This is a genomic window from Tenacibaculum sp. Ill (genome assembly GCF_051938915.1).
Lineage (GTDB): Bacteria > Bacteroidota > Bacteroidia > Flavobacteriales > Flavobacteriaceae > Polaribacter > Polaribacter larymnensis.
Map to the genome: position 1 here is coordinate 1,356,352 of NZ_JBPSCW010000002.1, position 16,507 is coordinate 1,372,858.

Consider the following 16,507-nt stretch of genomic DNA (forward strand, 5'->3'; position numbering starts at 1 on the left):
CATCATGAAAAAACAACTATTACTCATAGCAACGCTAGTAGTAGCTATGTCGTGTAAAACAGAGCAAACTAAAAAAGAAACCACTTCAAACATGGTAGAAAACCCATTATTAGTAAAAAGCAGTTTACCTTATGGTGCACCTGATTTTACCAAAATAAAAAACGAACACTTTATGCCTGCAATTTTAAAAGGTATGGAAGTTCAAAATGAAGAAATTGCTAAAATTATAGCAAATACAGAAGCTCCAACATTTGAAAATACAATTATAGCTTTTGAAGAAAGTAGCAAAACGTTAGATAATGTTGAAGCAGTTTTTTATGCCTTAGCAGGTGCACATACGAACGATACAATTAAAGACAATCAAAAAGAATTAGCTCCAAAGTTTTCTAAACACAACGATGAAATTTTATTAAACACCAAGTTGTTTGAAAAAATAAAAGCGGTACACGATAATTTAGAGAACTTAGAGTTGGATGCAGAGTCTAAACACTTGGTAAAAGAACAATATAAAAAGTTCGTTAAAGCAGGTGCTAACTTATCTGAAGAAAAGAAAAACGAGTTAAAAGAAATTAATGCAGAATTAGCAAGCTTATCTAACGACTTCGGAAAAAAGTTATTAGATGCTAGCAAAAAAGGAGGTTTAACGGTTACGGATAAAGAACAGTTAAAAGGACTTTCTGAAGAAAAAATTAAAGGATTAGAGAAAGACGGAAAGTACGAAATCCAATTAATCAATACTACGCAACAACCTTTATTACAAACTTTAGAAAATAGAGAAGTTCGTAAACAATTGTTCGAAAAATCTATTCATAGAACAGATGCAGGTGAGTACGATACAAGCGATTTAGTAAAGAAAATGGCTTCGTTACGTGCTAAGAAAGCACAAATTTTAGGTTTTGACAACTTTGCTAGTTGGAGCTTACAAGGAACAATGGCATCTACACCAGATAAAGTTTTTGAAATGTTCAACGGATTAATTCCTGGTTCATTAGAAAAAGTAGCTGCTGAAACGAAAGAAATTCAAGCAGAAATTAACAAAGAAGGAAACGACTTTACTTTAGCACCATATGATTGGAATCATTTTGCTGAAAAAGTTCGTAAGTCTAAGTACAACTTAAATGAAGATGAGGTAAAACCATACTTTGAGTTAACCAATGTGTTGGAAAAAGGAGTGTTTTATGCGGCAACAAAATTATACGGAATTACCTTTAAAAAGCGTACAGATATTCCAACATATCACCCAGATGTGGTAGTGTATGAAATCTTTGAAGAAGATGGTAGTAAGTTAGGATTGTTCTACGGAGACTTCTTTGCAAGAGATAGTAAAAGAGGAGGAGCGTGGATGAGTGCTTTTGTAAAACAATCTAAATTAAGAGGACAAAAGCCAGTAATATTTAACGTTTGTAACTATCCAAAACCAGCAGAAGGAGAACCAGCATTAATTAGTTTTGATAATGTAGAAACTACCTTCCATGAGTTCGGACATGCGTTACACGGTTTATTCGGAAATCAAAAATATGCATCAATTTCAGGAACAAGTACAGCAAGAGATTTTGTAGAGTTCCCATCGCAGTTTAACGAAAACTGGGCAACACATCCAGAGGTATTAAACAACTATGCATTGCATTATAAAACAGGAGAAGTAATTCCTGATGCATTATTACAAAAAATTAAAGATGCAGGAACGTTCAACCAAGGATATTCAATTATAGAAAACTTAGCATCTTCTAATTTAGATATGCAATGGCACACTATTTCAGCAGACACTACAATTGAAGATGTAGCTAAATTTGAAGAAGAGGCATTGGCTAAAATGAAGTTAAAGATTGATGAGGTACCACCAAGATATCGTTCAACGTATTTTGCACATATTTTTAGTGGAGGATATGGAGCAGGATATTACTCGTATTTATGGACAGAAATGTTAAGTCACGATGCGTACGATTGGTTTAAAAACAACGGATTGTTAACTAGAGAAAACGGTCAGAAGTTTAGAGAGCAAATCTTATCGAAAGGAAATACGATGGATTATGCAGAAATGTATAAAGTTTTTGCAGGAAGAGATCCACAAGCAGAACCAATGCTAAAAGCAAGAGGGTTACAATAAATGAATGATTTCTTTGACAACGAAACATTTACAAAGGTTGATTTTACAGTAACAAAAATCAACAAAGGAGAATATGACAGCTGTACGTTCGAGAATTGCAATTTCGAGAACGTACATGCTTCAAATATTGAATTTTTAGAGTGTGAGTTTATCAACTGTAATTTTAGTAATACAGTGGTAAACCACACTTTTTTTAAAGATTGCACTTTTGAAAATTGTAAAATGGTTGGGGTAAAGTTTAATGAATGCAACAACTTTTTGCTAGAAATGAGCTTTCATAACTGCCAGTTAAACTTATCTTCTTTTTACCAATTAAAAATTCCCACTACAAAATTTATAAGTTGTAATTTGCAAGAAGTAGATTTTGTTGAAGCTGACTTAAGTAGAGGTCTCTTTAAAGATTGTGATTTAAAAGGAGCAATTTTTGATCAGACGAATTTAGAAAAAGCAGATTTTACAACTGCTACTAATTTTGCAATTGATCCTGAAAATAATAGGGTTAAAAAAGCAAAGTTTTCTAATGAGAATATTGCAGGACTATTGTATAAATATGATATTGTGGTGGAGTAATGTGGTTGGGGTTATTGAAGTGGCAAAGTGGCAAAGTGGCGAAGAAGTTGAGAAGTAAAGTTAGAAAGAGGCAAAGTTTCTAAGAGTTATAGAAGCAAAGTGAAAAAGAAAAGTATAAAATGAAAGAGAAAACGCGTATAAAAACATTCAGAGATTTGTTGGTTTGGCAAAAATCGATGGGTTTTGTAACTGAGGTTTATAAAATATCCAATGATTTTCCTAAAGAGGAAACTTTTGGACTAACTTCACAAATAAGAAGAAGTGCAGTTTCAGTACCAAGTAATATTTCTGAAGGATTTGGAAGACAAAGTTTAGGAGATTTTATTCGCTTTTTAAAAATAGGAATAGCCTCGTTGTTTGAATTACAAACGCAACTTGAAATTTCTTCAAACTTAGAGTATATTTCAAAAGAATCTTTTGATAGACTTTATGAAGAATCAAGAGAGATAGAAAGAATGCTGTCAAGTTTAATAAGAAAGCTAAAAGAAAAACGATAAAAATTATGCAACTAAAAAAACTTAGCATCTTTGAATCTCAGGAACCAATAACACTTTGCAACTAAAAACACTTTGTAACTTAGAATCTCTGAAACTAGAAACACTTTGCAACTAAAAAGAAAATGACTAAACAGATAGAAGAAAACCTTGAGAAAATTCCAGTAATTAACTGGCTCGTGGCCTTCGGAAAGAAAATTAAAATTCCGGGGTTAGAAGGAATGTCTTTGTACGATGTACTTGAAATGTATGTTATTGGTATTGTAAAAGGAGCATTAACGACAAGGGCAGGAGGTATTGCTTTTAGTTTCTTTATGGCTATTTTTCCTTTTTTACTATTCATTTTAACATTGATTCCTTATATCCCGATTGATGGATTTCAAGATGGGTTACTTTCATTAATGCAAGAAGCATTACCACCAAAAACCTTTGAGGCGGTAGATTTTGTTATAAAAGATATTATTAACAATCAATACGGTGGATTATTGTCATTCGGTTTCTTAGCCTCTATTTTTTTAATGACCAATGGTGTAAATGCAATATTTGGTGGGTTTGAATATTCTTATCATGTAACCGAAGTAAGAAATGTTTTAAGAGCCTATTTTATTTCGTTAGCAGTATCATTGCTAATGTCATTTTTCTTAATCGTAACGGTAACACTCATTATCTTTTATCAAATAGCCTTAACAAGAATTCACAAAATTGGATGGTTAAACACAGGAGATTTAGACTTGTTTTACTACGGAAGAGGTTTCTTGTTTTTAGTAATGATTTTTACCATTGTATCCTTACTCTTTAGGTACGGAACCAAACAAGGTAAAGAGGTTAAGTTCTTTTCTCCAGGTGCTATTTTAACTACAGTAGTATCTATGTTTACCTTTTACTTATTTGGAATTTATGTAGTTAAGTTTGCTCAATACAATCAGCTATACGGCTCAATTGGTACCCTGTTAATTTTAATGTTGTTCGTGTGGTTAAATGCTATTATTTTACTCTTAGGTTTTGAGTTAAACGCTACAATTTATCGTTTAAAACGTAAAAATAAAGCGAGAGCTAAATAACATTATTCTTCATATTTTTTTCGGATATTTGCAGGCTAAAACGCAAAACAAATTACGAATTTTTAATTACGAATTGTCAATTAACTCCTAATTGAAAAAATCATAATTATACGTTAATGCTTAGTACAACTTAGGACTAACGACTAAAAACTAATAAAATGAAACCAGGAATCCCAAAAGGAACAAGAGATTTTTCATCAACAGAAGTAGCAAAAAGAAACTATATTTTCAATACAATTAAACATTCGTTTGAAAATTTCGGATTTCAACCTATTGAAACACCAAGTTTTGAAAACTCTTCTACATTGATGGGGAAATATGGTGAAGAAGGGGATAGATTGATTTTTAAAATCTTGAATTCTGGTGATTATTTAAAGAAAGTAGATGAAAACTTATTGGCAGATAAAGACAGTCAAAAAGTTACTTCAAAAATTTCTGAAAAAGCCTTACGTTACGACTTAACAGTTCCGTTTGCACGTTACGTAGTACAACACCAAAACGAAATTACATTTCCATTTAAACGTTACCAAATTCAACCAGTTTGGAGAGCAGATAGACCACAAAAAGGACGTTTCCGTGAGTTTTATCAATGTGATGCCGATGTGGTAGGAAGTACTTCGTTATGGCAAGAAGTTGAGTTTGTACAATTATATGATACTGTTTTTAGTAAGTTAGGATTAAAAGGTACGACTATCAAAATCAATAACCGAAAAATCTTATCAGGAATTGCTGAGGTAATTGGAGCATCAGACAAGTTGATTGATTTTACAGTGGCTTTAGATAAGTTAGATAAAATAGGAAAAGACGGTGTAGTTAAGGAGATGTTGGAGAAAGGAATTTCTGCTGAAGCGATAGAAAAAGTTGATCCATTATTTAATTTTTCTGGAAGTAATCAAGATAAGTTAGCTTCTTTAGAGGCTATGTTACAAGGTTCGGAAGAAGGATTACAAGGAGTGGCTGATTTAAGAACCGTAGTTAATAACGTAGAAAGTTTAGGGCTAGATTCAGCAAGTTTAGAGCTAGATGTAACCTTAGCTAGAGGATTGAACTATTACACAGGGGCTATTTATGAAGTAGCAGCACCTGAAGGTGTAAAAATGGGTTCTATTGGTGGTGGAGGTCGTTATGACGACTTGACAGGTATTTTTGGTTTAAAAGATGTTTCTGGAGTAGGAATTTCTTTTGGATTAGATAGAATTTACTTGGTAATGGAAGAGTTAGGATTGTTTGAAGCAGTAGAATTACCAAAACCTAAAGTATTGTTTTTAAATTTTGAAGAAAGCGAGAGTTTAGATAAAGTAAAAGCCATAAAAACATTAAGACAAAACAATATAAAGTCAGAAATGTATCCAGATGTGGCAAGCAGTAACAACCAGCAAAAAAAGCAGTGGAAATATGCTACAAATAGAGAAATTGAGTTTGTAGTGACAACTGTTGAAAATGGTACGCTTGTTGTTAAAAATATGTCGACGGGAGAGCAAACTACTTGTTCTTTAGACGAATTGATAAATAAAGTGCAGTAAATTACCAACAATGTTGTAAATTTGCGCCCTACTAATTTTAGATAGAAATGTTTGAAGTGAACAACAACAAAATGAATGACGATAGCATAGATGAAATAGGAGAGAACCACATTGGTACGTCGGCTAAAACGCCTTTACGTGCGGATGCTTTCGATATTTCTGACAAGGAAAAAATTGAAAAAATTCAAGAGAACGTTAAAGAAATTCTTGAAACGTTAGGAATGGATTTAACTGACGATAGCATGCAAGGTACTCCTAAAAGGGTAGCAAAAGCTTTCGTAAATGAGTTGTTTATGGGGTTAAACCCACAAAATAAACCAGAAGCGTCAACATTTGACAATACTTATAAGTATGGTGAAATGTTAGTTGAAAAAAACATTATTGTATATTCAACATGTGAGCACCATTTATTACCAATTATTGGTAGAGCTCATGTTGCGTATATTTCTAATGGTAAAGTAATCGGTTTATCTAAGATGAATCGTATTGTTGAGTATTATGCTAAGCGCCCACAAGTACAAGAGCGTTTAACTATGCAGGTAGTACAAGCAATGCAAGAAGCTTTAGGAACTCAAGATGTTGCATGTGTTATAGATGCAAAACACTTATGTGTTAACTCAAGAGGTATTAAAGATATTGAAAGTAGTACAGTTACTGCTGAGTTTGGTGGAGCATTTAAAAATAAAGAAACCAAGCGTGAATTCTTAGATTACATAAAATTAAATACTGATTTTCAATAGAAAATAAAGTTTAAAATAAATAAAAAAGCTCATTCGAAAGAATGAGCTTTTTTTACTTCTAGTAAAAAGGATAACAAGAGAACTCTCGACTAAAGTTGAGAGTTTTTTGTTTTTATCTATACCTAAATTATTTTTTAATTAGTTGAAAAACAGTGTTGTTTACGTTTAGTTAAAACTAAAACCTTTGGTGTTAACAATTCTGTTACGCTATAATAGCAATTCGTAAAAGTTTTCTTAATATTTAAAAGTTTACAAATAGTAAAATAATATGGTGATTTGCAATATTAATTTTAATAATTGTAAATAATAAACCAATGAATAATTTTAAACTTTTACTAAGTTCACTATTTGTTCTTTTTACATGTAGTGCAGCTTTAGGTCAGGGGGCTACTATTGTTGGAATAGTAAATGATGGAAATTATCCTTTGCCTGGTGCTAGTGTTATGTTGTCAGGAACAACAAAAGGTGTCAACACAGATTTTGATGGAAACTTTGTATTGTCAAATGTTAAAAAAGGTGATGTAACCTTAGAAATATCCTACATAGGCTTTGAAACAAAAACAGTTTCAATTAACACGAATGTAAAGAAAAATGTAGGTGTAATTACGTTAGTGCCATCTAACCAAAATTTAGAAGAAGTAATTATTACCTCTTCAGGAAGAAGAAACAGTGAAGCAAGAGCATTAAGTATTCAAAAGAAATCAATGAGTATTATGAATGTAATTGCAGCAGATGGAATAGGAAAACTACCAGATAGAAATGCAGCAGAAACGGTACAGCGTATCCAAGGATTATCTATTGAAAGAGATCAAGGAGAAGGGCGTTTTGTATCAGTTCGTGGATTACCTCCATTCTGGGCTTCTACAACAATTAACGGAAACCGTATTCCTACGGCAGAAGAAGAAACTACTTCAAGAGCAACGGCTTTCGATTTTTTTCCTTCCGATTTAATCTCATACGTACAAGCAGCAAAAGCATACACACCAGAAATGGAAGCTGATGGTATTGGTGGAGGAGTAAACTTTATTACTCAAACAGCACCAGCAAAAAGAATTTTAAATGTAAATGTTGGTGGTGGTTATAATGAAAAATCTGGAGAGCCAATTTACAATGCTTCATTAACGTATGGAAACAGAAGTAAAGATGGAAAGTTTGGATTTATTGTAAATGGTTCATATTGGAATAGAAACTGGGGAACGGACAATTTTGAAGCGAGAAGAAAAGGAGATGAAGGGGTATTTAGAATGGAGTTAAGAGATTATAATGGTGTAAGAATAACCAAAGGTTTAAACGGAGCGATGGAGTATAACTTTACACCAGAGCATAAAATGCACTTTAGAGGAGTGTATGGAACATTGTCAGATACCGAAACACATTACAAGCACAGAGTACGTTTTGATAAGTTTGATTCAGGAACTAACACAGCAAGAGTTGAATTACAAAATATCTACAATGAACTAATTACTGAAATGATTGGTGGTGAAATTGGTGGGAGACATATTACAGGTAATGGTAAGTTTGATTGGAGTATAGCTAATTATAATAATGAATTTAGATACGGTGGAATTCCAACAGAGCAAGACAAGAGCTACTATGTAGTGAAGTTTAAGCAAGATGGAGTAGGAATGAAACCTGAATATTTACAGAATAGACCAGAAGCAGCTGGTGGAGCTGGAGACGATAGAGCTTACTGGAAAGCAGATGGAGGATTGTTAGATTATAACGATACAGATGCTTTATTTGGTTTCTTTAGCAATCCTTCATTTAAAATGGATGCGTCTCAAATGTCGTTTGCAGATTTAGAGTTGTATAAAATATCAATTAAAGAGCGTGATAATATTGTAGCGTCTTTAAACTATGAACATACTTTTAATGACAACTTTAAAATAAAAGTAGGTACTAAGTTTAGAGATAAAGATCGTAGAGCTAAGTTTGAGGACGTATATTATGGTTGGGATGAAGCAAATGCAGGAACAACACCTAATTTATCAGAGTATTCTCAAAATATTATAGAGCAACCAGGAAGAGCAGATTATTTGAAAGAAATGGGGGCTAATATTCAGGCTACTTTCGGTCCAGTATTATCAGAACAAGGAATGGTAAACTTCTGGAAAAACAATAAAAATAACCTAACTGTTTTAGAAGGAGATTCAGAAATTTTACAAAACGGTGGAGGTTTAGGAAGAAACTTTAATGTAGATGAAACTCACTTATCATTCTACGGAATGGGAACCTTAAAATTATCAGATCAATTCACGGTATTGGGAGGTTTACGAGCAACCAAAACAGAAACAGAGGTAAACGGTTATGTTTGGGATGCTGATCAAAGCCAATTAAATGCTGTAAGAAATGTAAAAGACTATTGGGCAGTATTACCAATGTTGCATGTAAAATACTCTCCAAAAACTGATTTAAACATTCGTTTTGCAGCAACAAGAAGTTTTTCAAGACCAAACTTTGGAGATATCGCTCCAGGAGGTACTTTCATCTCATTTGATAACGAGTTTAAAGGAGGGAATCCAAACTTAAACCCTACATTCTCATGGAACTTTGACTTATTAGGAGAGTACTACTTTAAAAATGTAGGGGTAATAAATGCAGGTATTTTCTATAAATCAATTACAGACCCTGTATTCAACGATACGTATCAAGGCACTTACAATGGAAATACAGGAGTAGAGTTTAGTACACCAGTAAATGGAGCAGACGCTTGGATTGGTGGTATAGAATTAGGAATTAATAAACGATTTGATTTCTTACCTGGATTCTTACAATACTTCGGAACTCAGTTAAATGCAACATTTATGGACTCTGAAATGACAAAACCAAGTGGAAGAAAAGTATCTATTGCATACCAAGCCAATACCTTATTCAATGCACAGTTATTCTTTGAAAAAGGAGGATTCAATACACGATTAGCTTATAACCACAAAGGAAGCTATGCAATTGGTTTTGGAGAAAGAGATATCGATGACATTTACTATGGAAAATACAATACGCTAGATTTTTCAGCATCGTGTCAAATAGGAAAAAACTGGACCATTTTTACAGATGTAAATAACATATTAAACAATCCCCTAATTTATCATTATGGAAAAACTGAAGACCGTCCTAAGCAAGTAGAATTCTACGGGATAAAAGGAAGCATCGGTGTAAAGTATAATCTGTAATGAACTTGTTTTCTGTTTATAAATGCAATGCGGGCTCTCATTTTTATGAGGGCTTGCATTATTAAAAAAGTTAGTATGAATATAAGATTTATAGCAAGAGCCTCTATAGCAGCTTTCGGTACGTACTTTTGTATGTACGCTTTTCGAAAGCCATTTACAGTAGCCACTTTTGCCGATGAAAGTTTTTGGGGAGTTGATTATAAAATTCTCTTGATAATAGCCCAAGTAATTGGATATACATTATCAAAGTTTATAGGGATAAAAGTCATTTCCGAAATGAAATCAGGTAAAAGGATGCTAGCTTTAGTTAGCTTTATTCTATTTGCAGAAGTAAGCTTGTTAGGTTTTGCTATAACCCCCGCACCCTACAATATCTTATTCCTGTTTTTAAACGGATTGCCTTTAGGTATGGTTTGGGGAATTGTGTTTTCTTATTTAGAAGGAAGAAAAGCCACAGAACTATTAGGAGTAATTTTGTCCTCGAGTTTTATAGTTTCTTCAGGAGCTGTAAAATCAGTTGGAAAAATAGTGTTAGATAGTTTTGGGTTTAACGAATATTGGATGCCTTTTATAACAGGGTTGTTTTTTATAATTCCGTTAATATTTTTTGCTTGGTTACTAGAGAAGTTACCCAAACCAACAGAAGAAGATACACGACTTAAAGTAGTACGTAAACCATTAGATTCAGCAGGAAGAAAAAAGTTATTCAAAGAATTTTCAGGACCTTTAATACTTATCGTTTTCTTTTTTATGCTACTCACAGCATTAAGAGATTTTAGAGACAACTTTGCCCGAGAAATATGGGACTCTTTAGGGTACAAAGACGCTTCAATTTATAGTATTTCAGAAATCCCTATAGCCATTATTGTACTCATTATTTTAGGGGTAATAGGAAGCATTAGCAAAAACTACAAAGCATTTGTTTACTATCATTATGTGTTGTTTGTATCGTGTTTGGCAGTGATTATTAGTACTTATTTATTTCAGTATAACGAAATTTCAGCATTAACGTGGATGATTATTTCTGGTTTAGGATTGTATAGTTGCTATGTGCCTTTTAACGGAATATTTTTCGACCGCATGATAGCAACTTTTAAAATTAACGGAAATGTAGGGTTCTTAATCTACATAGCTGATGCTTTTGGTTACTTTGGAAGTATATTAATTCTATTATATAAAAACTTCGGAAAAGGAGATATTTCATGGCTAAGCTTTTTTACATACGCACTTTACATATTAGCATTTATAGGAATACTTATAACACTATATAGCTTTTACTTTTTTAAAGCTAAAAAAAACAAAGAACAAAAAATAAATCAATTGGTATATGAATCATAAATATGACCTTATTGTTGTAGGGGGAGGAGTTTTAGGAACTTTTCATGCCTACCATGCCGCAAAGAGAGGGTTGTCAGTAGCTATTTTAGAAAAAGATAACAAACCACAAGGAGCTACCGTTCGTAATTTCGGACAAGTAGTACCCTCAGGAATGAATCAAAAATGGCAAAACTATGGAAGAGAAAGTTTAGCTATTTATAAAAGTATTCAAGAACAGTTTGATGTTTCCATACGTCAAAACGGAACTGTATATATCGCTTCAAACGAAGAAGAAGTTCAGTTAATAGAAGAATTGCATCAAATTAATAAGAATAATAGCTATACTTCACAACTATTAACCAAAGAACAATGCTTATATAAGTATGCTGGCTTGCGAAGTGATTACTGTAAAGCAGGGTTGTTTTTTCCTGAAGAAGTAACTGTGGAGCCTAGAGTTATGATTCTTCGTTTACATGAGTTCATGAAAAAAGAATTGAATGTAACAATACACTATAATACTAACGTGATTGCTACAAATAATGTTAACGGTGGTGTATCAGTGTTAACATCAAATTCCGAAGAATTATTGGCGTCAAAAGTAATCATCTGCAACGGAAGTGATTTTAAAACACTGTATCCGTCAATATATAATGAAAGTGATTTAATTGTATCGAAGCTACAAATGATGCAGACGAAACCACAGAAGAATTATCAACTAGACGGATCTATTTTAACAGGACTAACAATTAGAAGATATGAAGCTTTTGAAGAATGTACTTCGTGGAATACAATAAAAGCAAAAGAAGATCCGAATTCGTTTGAGAAAAAATATGGTGTACATATTTTATTTAAGCAAGCAACAGATGGTTCAGTAATTTTAGGAGACTCACACGAATATGCAACGGCAAAAAATATAGATGATCTTGGATTTGACTTGAATGAAGATATAGATAATTTCATGATTCAAGAAGCTAAAAAAATTATCGATCTACCAACGTACGAAATTCAATATCGTTGGGCAGGCTTTTATAGTCAATGTAAAACCAAAGATCTTTTCGAACATTCTGTAGGAGAAAATATACACATTGTTACAGGAATTGGAGGAAAAGGAATGACAGGTAGTGCAGGCTTTTCAAAAGAAAGTATTAATAAATTATTTTAAGTAAATAGATGTTAGAAAATATTAAAATGGTTGTTTTTGATATGGCAGGAACAACAGTAGATGAGCAAAATGTAGTGTATAAAACCTTACATGAAGCATTAAATGCACACGGAGTAGCAGTTGATTTAAATACCGTTTTAAGAATAGGAGCAGGAAAAGAAAAACATCAAGCAATAAAAGATGTTTTAGTTGAATTCATGCCAAATAAACTTGGGGAGTCTGAAGTAATATTTGAAGAGTTCAAAAGAATGCTGGATGAAGCTTATGAAAATTTAGAAGTAATTCCTATAAAAGGCGTAGAGAATGTATTGCTCAATTTAAGGCAAAAAGGAATAATAGTAGTTTTAAATACGGGCTATAACAGACAAATAGCAGAAAAGCTGTTAGAAAAATTAGCATGGGACAAGAACATACATTATGATTTGTTATTAACTGCCTCTGATGTAGAAAAAGGACGCCCTCATCCAGAAATGATACACAAAGCAATGGAAGTATTTAATATAACCAATGCTAGGTTCGTTTTAAAAGCTGGAGATTCAGCCATTGATATAGAGGAAGGTAAAAATGCCAATTGTGGAGTAACCATCGGTGTTTTATCAGGAGCGCAAACAAAAGAACAGTTAGAATCTCAAAAGCCAGATTATATTTTGTTGTCTTTAAGTGAGTTAGTTTAATAAAATGTAAATGATATGTTTGCTAAATATATATTTAATGTTAGCTAATTTATCTTTGTATTAAGACTCAAAAACAACAGTTTGAAAGTTTACTAATAGTGTATTTTTGATTAATAAATTAACTATTAGTAAACTTTTTTAAAATGAAAACCAATTATTTAGTAAAGCTAAGCGCTTTAATTTTATTGTTCGGATTGTCGAGCTGTCAAGAGAACAATTTGGATGAGGTATCCAAAGAACAAGGAAAACTAGAACGACAGGCAAAGTCTTCTTTAAAGAAAAAAGTACTTGTTGTTGGCTTCGATGGAATCCAGTTTGAGAAAATAGCAGGAACTTCCACTCCAAATTTAGATAAGCTTAATATTGTAAAAGCTTATGCAGGAGGAATCGATAATACCTTTTCTGAACAAAAAACAAGTAGTGGACCGGGGTGGTCAACTATTTTAACGGGTGTTTGGGTAAACAAACACGGAGTTACAGACAACAGCACTTCGCATATTTCTAAAGCGAAAAGTGTTTTTCAATTAATTAAAGAATCAAATTCAGGACTAAAAACAGCTAGTGTTGTTACTTGGGGGCCTATTCACGATTTCTTTAGAGAGCAACTGAACTATATCGATTATCACTCAAAAAGCGGAGGAGATGAAAATACCGTTACAGGAGCTATCCATGCTATAAACAATGAAAACTCTGATGTAGTTTTTGCACATATAGATAATGTGGATAATGTAGGTCACTCTTTAGGTTTTGGTAGTGCTTATAATAATGCTATTACTAAAGCAGATGAGCAGTTTGGTAGAATAGTGGCTGAGGTTGAAAAAAGAACGAATGAAGATTGGTTAATATTAGTAGTAACCGATCACGGAAGAGGTTTTGGTGGATTTAATCATGGAGGACAAACAACGCAAGAAAAAACAATTTTTGTAGGAATGAACAAAGAAGGAAATGATGAGTTTAATTCCTATGTTTCAAATGTTCCAAATCAAGATTTTGGCGGAATTTACGGTCATGTTGCACAAACAGCAATCGTTCCCTCTATCTTAACTCACTTAAACATCCCGATTCAAAAAGAATGGCAATTGAATAGTACTTCTTTAGTAGGAAATGTAGGGGTAAGAAAAGTAATGATGCAAAATGCGAATACAGTGTATTGGAGTTCTAACGCATCTAACAATGTTGATATTTATAAAAACAATGCATACGTAGCAACGGTACCTGCTTCACAAGGGTATTTTACCGATGCTAACAATTCTGATGGAAGTATTAATTACACTGTATTACTTGACGGACAAACAGGTTCTGTAGCCTATAATAATTCTCAAATAATTGCAGGATTGGATTGGAATGATTTTACAGACAATAGAGCTTATTTTTTTAGAAGTGACAATAGCTATATACGTTATGACAAACTAGTAGATAAGTCTGATGATGGTTATCCAAAAGAAGTAAATAATAGTACTTGGCCAGGGTTAGGAGCGTATAAAGATTTAATCAGCGCAGCTTTTAAATGGCATAATCATAAAGGATATTTCTTCTTAAAAGATGGAAGGTATTTACGTTACGATATGAATAATGACTCTGTAGATTCGGGATACCCAGCAAACATAACAAATGGAAATTGGCCTGGGTTGGAACCGTATAAAAATAAAATTATAGCAGCTTTTAAATGGAATAATAGCAGAGCTTATTTCTTTTTAAATGATGGAACTTATATAAGATATAGTATAACAAATGACTCAGTAGATTCTGGATATCCAGCAGCTATTACCAATGGAAGCTGGCCAGGGTTAGGAGATTATGCAACAAAGATAACAGCAGCTGTAGATTGGGATGTAACCTATTGTTACTTTTTCCTTGATGATAATACTTATATTAAGTATAATAAATCAACAGATAGTGCAGTGTCAGGTTATCCTAAAGAGGTTAACAATAGCACTTGGCCTGGATTAAAAAACTAAAAGGGTAAAATAAGTAGGGTGTGTGAGCACCCTACTTAATTATTTTCTGAATAAAAATATAGTACCAACATGGTACAAGGCATTTGAGTACGATTAACAGGTACATGAGGAAGCCTTCCGTCAAAATACAAAGAGTCACCTTCTTTAACTGTGACTTCAACATTATCGATAAGATAGGTACATTCACCACTCATAATGTATTTAAACTCCCAAGCATCAGTAATTACCTTTTCTCTTTTAGAATTAGGAGATACAGTTAATAAAACAGCTTCAAAACCAACGGCATTTAAACTTTTGCCAAAAATTTGATAATACGTAAACCCTTCAGCTTCTACTTCTTTTTCTATTAATTGCTGCTCTTCTTTTTTAATATGAATATATTTTGAACCGGTTTTTTTCTCAACCCCTTCAAAAAAAGTACTGGCATCTATTTCTAAAGCACTTATAATTTCTAATAAAACAGGTAAAGATGGAATGGTTCTTCCGTTTTCTATTCTTGAAATTAGACCATTACTTACTTGTGCATTGGTTGCTAAAGTATTAATAGTAATATGTTGCTTTTTTCTAATTTCTTTAATTCGTTTTCCTATTCCGATTAAAAAGTTATCCATAAATACTTATTGATTTTTTCTTAGTTTTTTAAAACCATCAACTATAAACCAAGAAGCAAACAATACTCTAACGAGTAAGAAAACATATTGGTTTTCAGTTGTGAAGTTGAATAGGAGTCGATACACTTCTCTTTTTTGAGAAAAGGCAGAAAACGTATTAATTAAAATAAATATACCTATAAATAGATATATAAAAGGAAGTACTTTTTTCACTATTTAACTGGAATTTTAATTTCGTATAGTTTTCTACTACGGTTGTTTAATTTGTTTTCTCGTAACCAAGAGTTATGTAGTTTAAGCTCTTTGTAGGTTATTCCGAATTTTTTAGCAAATAAGGCGATATTACTAATAGCAGTATCTACTTTAACAGTATAGGTTTCAGGAAGGGTGTATAAATCTTCTTGATCGAAAACAAAACCATACTCTTTTGGATTAGATATAATTTCTTTTAAAGCTAAAATTCTAAAAACGTAGCGCTCGGTTTCATCAGGTAACAATGCATCGTAATAGCTAGTTACACCTTGAGCGTCTAGTCTTTTAGAAACACCATAGTTTCCTGCATTATAAGCCGCAGCTGCAAGCGTCCAAGAACCAAAACGTTCTTTCGATTTTTTTAAATACTCAGCAGCTACTTTAGTAGATTTTTCTATATGATAACGTTCATCAACATTACTATTAATTTCTAAACCATATTCTCTACCTGTTTGCTTCATAAAGTGCCACATACCAGCAGCTCCTACATGTGATGTTTCATCAATAAAACCACTTTCAGCCAAGGCTAAGAATTTGAAATCGTCAGGTAAACCATATTTTTCTAATAAAGGCTCTAAAATAGGAAAGTATTTATTTGCACGTTTTATAAGTAACAACCCATTAGACTGCCAATAGGTGTTTACTAATAACTCGCGATCCATTCGTTCTCTAATGTCAGGTTTTTCAATAGGAACTCGCTCTCCTGCTAAATTTAGATCGTTAGGTAATTTTAGAGCTTTAACCTCGTAACTTTCCGCTACATTTTTAATGGTTGGTTCGTTTGATTTGCTTATAGTATTGGTAAATAAAATTCCAACAAATACTATAGTTAAGATAGATAAGAAGCGGATTGATTTGTTCATTTCTC

The 16,507-nt window shown here is 32.6% G+C and carries 14 protein-coding genes; 11 read left to right on the top strand and 3 right to left on the bottom strand.

The features are described 5' to 3' along the window. Window positions 1-4 precede the first annotated feature (4 nt). The 11 genes from ACTPNM_RS06455 (at window position 5) to ACTPNM_RS06505 (ending at window position 14,776) form a co-directional block, all read left to right on the top strand. A complete protein-coding gene (locus ACTPNM_RS06455) occupies window positions 5-2,107 on the top strand; it encodes a M3 family metallopeptidase (protein ID WP_440121058.1) in 2,103 nt (700 codons plus the stop codon). Continuing rightward, window positions 2,108-2,677 carry a pentapeptide repeat-containing protein gene (locus ACTPNM_RS06460; protein WP_440121059.1) on the top strand — a complete coding sequence of 190 codons (570 nt, stop codon included), beginning with the start codon at window positions 2,108-2,110 and terminating at the stop codon, window positions 2,675-2,677. It abuts the gene before it with no gap. 119 nt (window positions 2,678-2,796) lie between these two features. Continuing rightward, a complete protein-coding gene (locus tag ACTPNM_RS06465; protein ID WP_440121060.1) occupies window positions 2,797-3,174 on the top strand; it encodes a four helix bundle protein in 378 nt (125 codons plus the stop codon). A gap of 122 nt (window positions 3,175-3,296) precedes the next feature. Beyond that, window positions 3,297-4,232 (top strand): YihY/virulence factor BrkB family protein, encoded by a 936-nt coding sequence (locus tag ACTPNM_RS06470; protein ID WP_440121061.1) that lies wholly within the window; start codon window positions 3,297-3,299, stop codon window positions 4,230-4,232. Between the two features lie 158 nt (window positions 4,233-4,390). Then, a complete protein-coding gene (gene hisS, locus ACTPNM_RS06475) occupies window positions 4,391-5,755 on the top strand; it encodes a histidine--tRNA ligase (protein ID WP_121145747.1) in 1,365 nt (454 codons plus the stop codon). Between the two features lie 47 nt (window positions 5,756-5,802). Next, the gene (gene folE, locus ACTPNM_RS06480; RefSeq protein ID WP_099215356.1) at window positions 5,803-6,495 is read left to right on the top strand and encodes a GTP cyclohydrolase I FolE; all 693 of its coding nucleotides are present in this window, start codon (window positions 5,803-5,805) and stop codon (window positions 6,493-6,495) included. A gap of 314 nt (window positions 6,496-6,809) precedes the next feature. Further along, entirely contained in the window at window positions 6,810-9,665 is a 2,856-nt protein-coding gene (locus tag ACTPNM_RS06485) for a TonB-dependent receptor (protein WP_440121062.1), read from the top strand. 75 nt (window positions 9,666-9,740) lie between these two features. After that, window positions 9,741-11,003, top strand: a complete 1,263-nt coding sequence (locus ACTPNM_RS06490) for a DUF5690 family protein (protein WP_440121063.1) — start codon at window positions 9,741-9,743, stop codon at window positions 11,001-11,003. After that, window positions 10,993-12,144, top strand: a complete 1,152-nt coding sequence (locus ACTPNM_RS06495; RefSeq protein ID WP_440121064.1) for a TIGR03364 family FAD-dependent oxidoreductase — start codon at window positions 10,993-10,995, stop codon at window positions 12,142-12,144. Before ACTPNM_RS06490 ends, ACTPNM_RS06495 begins: the two co-directional genes overlap by 11 nt. 8 nt (window positions 12,145-12,152) lie before the next feature. Beyond that, complete coding sequence (locus tag ACTPNM_RS06500) at window positions 12,153-12,818, top strand: phosphonatase-like hydrolase (RefSeq protein ID WP_440121065.1); 666 nt, start codon at window positions 12,153-12,155, stop codon at window positions 12,816-12,818. 143 nt (window positions 12,819-12,961) lie between these two features. Then, window positions 12,962-14,776 carry a hemopexin repeat-containing protein gene (locus ACTPNM_RS06505; protein ID WP_440121066.1) on the top strand — a complete coding sequence of 605 codons (1,815 nt, stop codon included), beginning with the start codon at window positions 12,962-12,964 and terminating at the stop codon, window positions 14,774-14,776. Between the two features lie 35 nt (window positions 14,777-14,811). On the opposite strand, the gene ACTPNM_RS06510 is transcribed toward ACTPNM_RS06505, so the two are convergent. The 3 genes from ACTPNM_RS06510 to ACTPNM_RS06520 are packed head-to-tail and all read right to left on the bottom strand — an operon-like array spanning window position 14,812 to window position 16,502. Beyond that, entirely contained in the window at window positions 14,812-15,387 is a 576-nt protein-coding gene (locus ACTPNM_RS06510) for a helix-turn-helix domain-containing protein (RefSeq protein ID WP_440121067.1), read from the bottom strand. 6 nt (window positions 15,388-15,393) lie between these two features. After that, complete coding sequence (locus tag ACTPNM_RS06515; protein WP_440121068.1) at window positions 15,394-15,600, bottom strand: hypothetical protein; 207 nt, start codon at window positions 15,598-15,600, stop codon at window positions 15,394-15,396. Continuing rightward, the gene (locus ACTPNM_RS06520; RefSeq protein ID WP_173360425.1) at window positions 15,600-16,502 is read right to left on the bottom strand and encodes a lytic transglycosylase domain-containing protein; all 903 of its coding nucleotides are present in this window, start codon (window positions 16,500-16,502) and stop codon (window positions 15,600-15,602) included. Before ACTPNM_RS06520 ends, ACTPNM_RS06515 begins: the two co-directional genes overlap by 1 nt. Between the last annotated feature and the right edge of the window lie 5 nt (window positions 16,503-16,507).

Excerpts from the sequence above, each read along its gene's own strand:
- ACTPNM_RS06490 (WP_440121063.1), top strand. The coding sequence starts at position 9,741 with ATGAATATAAGATTTATAGCAAGAGCCTCTATAGCAGCTTTCGGTACG.
- ACTPNM_RS06520 (WP_173360425.1), bottom strand. The coding sequence starts at position 16,502 with ATGAACAAATCAATCCGCTTCTTATCTATCTTAACTATAGTATTTGTT.
- ACTPNM_RS06470 (WP_440121061.1), top strand. The coding sequence starts at position 3,297 with ATGACTAAACAGATAGAAGAAAACCTTGAGAAAATTCCAGTAATTAAC.
- ACTPNM_RS06460 (WP_440121059.1), top strand. The coding sequence starts at position 2,108 with ATGAATGATTTCTTTGACAACGAAACATTTACAAAGGTTGATTTTACA.
- folE (WP_099215356.1), top strand. The coding sequence starts at position 5,803 with ATGTTTGAAGTGAACAACAACAAAATGAATGACGATAGCATAGATGAA.
- ACTPNM_RS06510 (WP_440121067.1), bottom strand. The coding sequence starts at position 15,387 with ATGGATAACTTTTTAATCGGAATAGGAAAACGAATTAAAGAAATTAGA.
- ACTPNM_RS06505 (WP_440121066.1), top strand. The coding sequence starts at position 12,962 with ATGAAAACCAATTATTTAGTAAAGCTAAGCGCTTTAATTTTATTGTTC.
- ACTPNM_RS06455 (WP_440121058.1), top strand. The coding sequence starts at position 5 with ATGAAAAAACAACTATTACTCATAGCAACGCTAGTAGTAGCTATGTCG.
- ACTPNM_RS06500 (WP_440121065.1), top strand. The coding sequence starts at position 12,153 with ATGTTAGAAAATATTAAAATGGTTGTTTTTGATATGGCAGGAACAACA.
- ACTPNM_RS06465 (WP_440121060.1), top strand. The coding sequence starts at position 2,797 with ATGAAAGAGAAAACGCGTATAAAAACATTCAGAGATTTGTTGGTTTGG.
- ACTPNM_RS06485 (WP_440121062.1), top strand. The coding sequence starts at position 6,810 with ATGAATAATTTTAAACTTTTACTAAGTTCACTATTTGTTCTTTTTACA.
- hisS (WP_121145747.1), top strand. The coding sequence starts at position 4,391 with ATGAAACCAGGAATCCCAAAAGGAACAAGAGATTTTTCATCAACAGAA.
- ACTPNM_RS06495 (WP_440121064.1), top strand. The coding sequence starts at position 10,993 with ATGAATCATAAATATGACCTTATTGTTGTAGGGGGAGGAGTTTTAGGA.